Source organism: Natronomonas gomsonensis, assembly GCF_024300825.1.
In the GTDB taxonomy this organism is placed as follows: Archaea; Halobacteriota; Halobacteria; order Halobacteriales; family Haloarculaceae; genus Natronomonas; species Natronomonas gomsonensis.
The window spans coordinates 3,538,208-3,544,915 of the sequence record NZ_CP101323.1; the positions used below are offsets into that span (position 1 = coordinate 3,538,208).

General features: G+C 54.1%; 5 protein-coding genes. All 5 read right to left on the minus strand.

The annotated features are described in order from the left end of the window. Position 1: 1 nt before the first annotated feature. Entirely contained in the window at positions 2-1,402 is a 1,401-nt protein-coding gene (locus NMP98_RS18820; RefSeq protein ID WP_254859378.1) for a sulfatase, read from the minus strand. A gap of 44 nt (positions 1,403-1,446) precedes the next feature. After that, on the minus strand, positions 1,447-2,709 hold the full coding sequence (locus NMP98_RS18825) for a nucleotide sugar dehydrogenase (protein ID WP_254859379.1): 1,263 nt from the start codon (positions 2,707-2,709) through the stop codon (positions 1,447-1,449). Beyond that, on the minus strand, positions 2,706-3,788 hold the full coding sequence (wecB, locus tag NMP98_RS18830) for a non-hydrolyzing UDP-N-acetylglucosamine 2-epimerase (protein WP_254859380.1): 1,083 nt from the start codon (positions 3,786-3,788) through the stop codon (positions 2,706-2,708). The genes NMP98_RS18825 and wecB overlap by 4 nt, the downstream gene beginning before the upstream one ends. Positions 3,789-3,860: 72 nt before the next feature. Next, entirely contained in the window at positions 3,861-5,132 is a 1,272-nt protein-coding gene (locus NMP98_RS18835; RefSeq protein ID WP_254859381.1) for a glycosyltransferase family 4 protein, read from the minus strand. Positions 5,133-5,181: 49 nt separating this feature from the next. Beyond that, positions 5,182-6,582, minus strand: coding sequence for a sugar transferase (locus NMP98_RS18840; protein ID WP_254859382.1), 1,401 nt, complete (start codon positions 6,580-6,582; stop codon positions 5,182-5,184). Positions 6,583-6,708: the final 126 nt, after the last annotated feature.

Consider the following 6,708-nt stretch of genomic DNA (forward strand, 5'->3'; position numbering starts at 1 on the left):
ATTATATTTTCCCCTTATCCCGGAGTTCGGAAATTTTTCGTCGAATCCGCTGTTTTTCTTCGACGGTTCGGTTACGTCGGTAAATTCGCTCTCGATGTTCCTCTAATCCGTTGGTTAATTCTGAAACCCGTTGGGGTTCTTCGGGTACTCGGTTAGTTTCTTCCCCGGAATCGGTTTTCAGATTGTACAATTCGACATCTTCTGTCTCCTCGTTTCGGATGAGTTTCCACGGTGGTGCGGTGTGTGCACTAAGTATCGCGTTGTTAGTGTTCTGCTGTTTAACAGGGTCGATGTCGTAGACGACCTCGGTGAAAACACTGTCTCTACTTTCTTCAAGAAGATTGATTCCTTCGAACGGCTCGATTCCTTCTTTAACAGCGTTGCTTTGCTGTACAAGTGTTTGAGGAACATCAACGAGTCCCCCGAGTTCCTTGGAATTATCAGGGACGTCTGGTCCTGCGAATAATAAGGGGACTCGAGTCACCTCTTGATACAGGTCTGTCGGGCCATGGCTAAATCCACCATGGTCATTGAGTTCGGTTCCGTGGTCGCCAGCAAGCGCAATTAATGGGCCTCCAGTAGACGAAACAGAATGAACTGTCTCAAGCAATTCTCCGATAGATGCGTCCATTCGTCGAATTTCTGCATCATACAGCCGGTTGATTTGACGCATCATGTGTTCGTCAACGGCTGCGGTTTCCTGTTGGTACTGGTAAGCCACTGTGTGCCAGAGCCGGCCTACCTCGATTCTTGAGAGATCGTCATGGTCCAAGAATTTTTCCGGGGGAACCCATGGATAATGTGGGTCCATATAATGTATCCACAAAAAGAACGGGCTGTCCTGATCCCGGGATTCAACCCAATCTATCGCTGCTCTCGAAACAACTTCTGCCTGTGTTAGGGGTTGTGAGCCAACTATCGCACTGACAACACGACCAAGCTGTCCGAGCTTATCGGTTAATGTGTCGCTGAATCCGACGGCCCGCTTGGCTGTTCGCTTAGCGTCTCGTGTAATCTGGCCGAGACCGAGACCCGACTCTGAGTTGCCCATGAAATCCTCAAATGTATCGAATCCCCGGTCGTACCCGTAGCTTGGAGTTAACCAAGGGTTTTGAGCGTTGAAACCAGCCGTATCGTATCCGGCATCACTGAACACTTCCGCGATAGATTTGGCCGTTTCCGGAAGCCCAATCGACCGGCCATGGCTTAGTGAATGGATTCCACCAAGGAGTGATTTGAACGAATAGTACGTTGGGATCCCGTTGGCAATTCCTTGCTCAAATGTCGTTCCGTCAGCTGCTAATTGGTCTATCTCAGGCGTCGTCTCTTCGCTATAACCGAGATATCCGACGCGGTCAGCACGTATCGAATCGATGGTGATATACAGAACGTCCTTGGTCATTCTATTGTCTCGGATACCAATATTTAATCAAATCTCGTATTCATCTATATCGTATAAATATCAAACCCTTCGCGCTCCCAGCGGTTTTCGTCAATCATATCTCGCGTATCAATAATCACATCCCCCCTCATTAACTCCGAGAACATTCCTGGATCAAGCGCACCATATTCCGGATGGTCGGTGACAATAACACCTGCGTCAGCGCCATTTATACTATCTTCTGTCGACCTTAGAGGACGGCTTAGCGCATCACTATCGACATAAGGGTCAGCCAGCCGTATCTCCGTAACTTCTGCATCATCCAACTGCCGCGTGATTTTGAGTGTAGGGCTTTCTCTTGTGTCTCCGACCCCCCCTTTGTACGCGACGCCAAGGAGTGCAACTCTAGAGTTATAGAGATTATCCAGGGCCGCCGAAAGGAGTTCGACGACAAATCCAGCCATCCCGTCATTGACTGTCCGAGCCGTTTCGATAAGCATCGGAATGTCGTTGTTATGATTCAGGAAGAGTGGATCGACTGGAATACAATGCCCCCCGACACCCGGTCCCGGACGTAGAATCTCTACACGCGGGTGCTCATTCGCGAGCGCAATCGAATCGCGAGAATCAATTCCGAACTCATGCGCTAACTTCGCAACTTCGTTCGCGAATGCGATGTTCGTGTCTCGATAGGCGTTCTGAATCAGCTTGACGAACTCTGCAGTTGTTGCATCGGCTGTCCGAATATCGCCGGCGACGAATGAGTCGTATAACGCAACAATGCGGTCTGCAGGTCGGTTTTCAACCGTCCCGACGAGTCGGTCGTTCTCTCGGAGTTCGGTGAGTGTATCCCCTGGGAGTACTGTTTCCGGACTGTATCCAAGTAGGAAATCTTCGTTTGCGGAGAGGCCAGACGCTTCCAGAATTGAACGAAGTCGCCCTTCCGTAGTCCTTGGTGGAACGGTCGATGAAAGGACGACTGTATCCTCGGGACGGAGTAAATCTGCAATCGTCTCTCCCGCTGCCTCAACGTAGGTGAGATTGGTTCGATCAAGGTCGGTATCGTACGGTGTCGGAACACAGATGAGGTGGAAATCAGCTTCACGAGCAGTATCAACGATGGTTAAGCCATCATCCAGTGCACGTTCGACAAACCGCTCTAAATCAGGCTCATCGAACTGAATCTCCTTTTGCCGTAGCACTGTCCGCCGTTCTGGATCAGCGTCGTATCCATACACCGGATAGCCGGAGTTAGCTAGAATGGCCGCCGTCGGGAGCCCGACGTAGCCAAGCCCATGGACACAAATCGAGGGTTCGTTGTCAGTCATCGTGGTTCAATCACCTCAACAATCTGCTCTGCTGCCGTCCCGTCTCCGAAGGGGTTACTCCACGTTTGCTTTCCTTCTAACATCTCCAGACCGTCCGTACGTATCTGGTCGGGATCGGTGCCCGCAAGTCGGTTCGCGTCAACATCCAGCGTCTCCGGCCGCTCTGTATTGTCGCGAAGGGTCACACAAGGCGTGCCGAGAATACATGTTTCCTCTTGGACGCCACCGGAGTCCGTGAATACGACAGCCGCATTTTGCTCGAGCTTGAGAAAATCAAGATAGTCCAGCGGTTCGACGAATCGGATTGACGCAGGGCGACTCAATCCAAAGTCATTGAGCCGCTCTTCGGCTCGTGGATGGACCGGATAAATAATCTCCAATCCTGTTTCACTGGCGAACGACTGAATTCCGTCCAGTATCTTTTCGAATCGGTTTGCGTCGTCGACGTTTTCAGCACGGTGGGCTGTGAGCAAGGCGTATTTGCCAGCGGCAACGTCGTACTCTTCGAGGACATCACTCCGTGTCTCAGCAAGCGTACCGTGCTCCTCGACAGCATCTACTACTGTGTTTCCGGTCATATAGACGCGGTCTTCTGGGAGATCTTCTTTGAGAAGTTGGTCACGAGCTGTTGTTGTCGGGGGGAAGAGGTAATCTGCCGCGTGGTCGACGAGCCGTCGGTTGACTTCCTCGGGCATTTCTCGGTCGAAGCTTCGCAGACCGGCTTCAACGTGTCCGAGTTCCATCTCTCGTTTACTTGCAGCAAGCCCACCTGCAAGCACTGAATTCGTATCTCCTTGGACGAGAACAACGTTCGGTTGCGTCTCGAGTAAGATTTCGTCGACACCGGTCAGCATCGCTGCTGTTTGTTCAGCGTGGGTTCCGGACCCGGCTTCAAGATTGTAGTCCGGGGTTGGGAGGTCAAGCGTGCGAAAGAACACTGTATCCAGTGTGTCCGAGTAATGCTGTCCCGTATGAATGAGTTGGAACGGGATTCCCCGTCTATCCAGTTCCCGCACGATTGGCGCCATCTTGATTATCTCGGGACGGGTCCCCAAGATGAGACTAACCGCAGGATCCATCTCGAATACTCACTGCTGGAGCGTGATACTGGAACGGATATAAGCCTTAACAACCAGCGCACAACATCCTGATTAGGCTATCGAAGTGAGATGTCCGCTGTACTCTGCGGCAATCGAGTCCCAAGAGAACTCTTCGGCGACGAAGCGACGGCCGTTCTGCCCAAGTTGCTCACGGCGCTCTCGATTCTCGTATAGCTCTGTAATCACAGAGACAAGCGCTGTCGCGTTTTCCGGTTCAAAACATAGTCCTGCTTCGCTTTGTTTGAGAATGCGTTTGGCTTCTCCTTCAACGCCGAGTGCAATTGGGACACCTGCACCCATTGATTCGAACATCTTCGACGGAATGACGGTTCGGAACAGGTCTACGCCGCGGAGGTGAACGAGCGAAACATCTGAAAGCGCGAGGAAATCGGGCACCTCCTCTTTCGGCCGGTAACCAACGAACGTGATGTTATCCAAATCTCGATGTTGTGCTTCCTGCTCAAGGGCATCTGCCTCAGCGCCGTGGCCGACAAGAAGAAACTGAATGTCCGTGTTGTCTGTCAATACGTCGGCGGCATCAAGGACCACCGATAAGCCATGGGCTCTTCCAATAGTCCCGACGTAGGACACGACGAATTGGTCGGCTAAGTCCTCTGCAAGGTCGGCATCGATAACGAACTCTTCGCTGGGACGGTCGAAGAACTCGGGTGTGACGCCGTTCGGGTGAAACCATATGTCCGCCGAGTCAACACCGGCTGCGATAAGATCGGATTCGAAGGCACGAGAGACGGTTACAATCCGGTCTGCGCGTCGATAAATGAATTCGACGGTCCACTCTAGTGGTTTGAGCATCCGAGTGCTCGCATCCGTAAGTGACGTAATGCTCTCTGGCCAGAGGTCCCGAACCTCGAAGACGAAGCGACTCCGTTTCAGCCGGGCAACAATCCACGCACTAACGCCAGTAAGTGGCTGGGGTGATGTCGCGACAACGATATCGCGTCGAGCTAATCGAAGCCCAACGACGGTTGCCAGAAGCATGAACCAGACGAACTTCAGTGCCCGACGTGCCAAGTTCCCTGTCGGTGAGGGAATCGTCTTGACGGTGATAACCGTGACACCGTTCCGTGTCTCTCGCTGTAACCACCCGTTTGTGTATCCGTCATGAATCTCGCCTTCCGGATGATCTGGGACGGTGGTGAGTACTGTGACATCGTGGCCTGCCGCCTGCCAGCGTGAACACAATTCATCGACACGTGTTGGCTCGGCACCTGGCTCGGGCGGGAATCGCTGTGTAATAAATAGAATAGAGGGTACGTTACTTGAGCTGTTTCGGTCAGACTCCTCTTGTTGTTCGAATACCATTTGAGGGTGTAATTCAGTAATTTGTTTGGAGAGAATTGTCTCTATATACCTATTCCACCAAATCGGCTAGAACTTTCCACACCTGTCGAACGACAATCTTCAAATCGAACCAGAACGACCGCCGCCGAATATACTCGATATCGTACCGCAACTTCTCTTCAGGGTCGGTACTGGTCACGCCGTTAATCTGCGCTAGCCCGGTCAATCCGGGCTTGACGAACCAGCGTTTACGCCAGTCATCAGTAACCGATTCCAATTCTGGTTCCTCTTCGACCCACGCGGCCCGTGGCCCGACGACGCTCATGTCGCCTTTGAAGATCGACCATAACTGTGGAATCTCGTCGAGATGCGTCCGTCGAATCACTGCACCGACACGCGTGATGTATGGATTTTCCTCATCGTCGACGGGTTCGGCGTCCTCGACGTCTTCCACCATACTTCGGAATTTACACACCCGGAACGTATCCCCAAACGCTGCCGTCCGCTCCTGTTTGTACAGTATCGACCCGCCATCGTCCAACTTGATGGCCACCGCGATTGCCAGCATGACGGGCGACAACGCAACCAACCCAACGCCCGAAAACGCCACGTCGAACAGCCGCTTCGTCACGTGGTCCAGGGGGTCCCACGGCTCCAGATCCACGTCGACCAACTCACCCGACGCCGTCCCATCCAAGAGCACCACGTCGGCGTGGTCGCGATGGGCTTTCGCGGCGACGCCGTGTTCGAAACACGTGTCGAGCGCGCCGAAGAATTCCGCGCGGTCGGTGTGAGTAAACGCCAACGCGACGGTGTCGATATCATACTCGACGAGCACTTCGTCCAGTCGCGAGAGCCCGCCCAGGCAGGCCAACTCGTCCAACCGTTCGTGCGTCCCACCGTCGGTACTCGCGGGGATTTCACGCCGTGGTTCGCTCGACCCGAAGTACGCCGATGGCGGCGAGACGTAACCGATGACATCGCTGTCGACCGCCTCAAGAATGTCGGCCATCGTCTCGGGGTTGTCACCCACGATGACGGTTCGGCCGTCAGCCCCGCGCGGACGGCGTCGAATCGCGACGAACCACGCGGGCACGGTGAGGAACAACAGCGCCGAGACGACGAGCAGCGTCGCCCGCGGCAGCCGGTAGGTGTAATCGAAGTAGCCGATGCCGGCGAGCGCGATACACGCCAGCAGCACGCGTCGTGAGGCCAACTCGGCGGTATCCAAAATCCGCCGCGGCCGCGGCTTGTACAACGGGACGAGTGCGGCGACGAGCACGATTGCGGTCGTGGCGGCCTCGAAGGCGAACTCCGATCCGCGAGCGGGGTCGAAGGGAAGGTGACCGACGACCGGCAGCAGACTGAAGCCGGCCTGGACGGTCTCGACGTTGGCGACACCGACGGCGATGATGGAGAGACCCACGGCTCCGAAGACACTTCCGAGCCGGTAGCGCCACCCACTCGCCATTACCCCGTCGTCTGGATGGAACGTGAATAAACGCTCCGACTGTGTCGGAGGTCGTGTTTAGTTAAGGATGAAGAGTGAGGCGTGGTGATTTTCTGAGTGTCTATGGCAGAAATCACACGCCTCAGC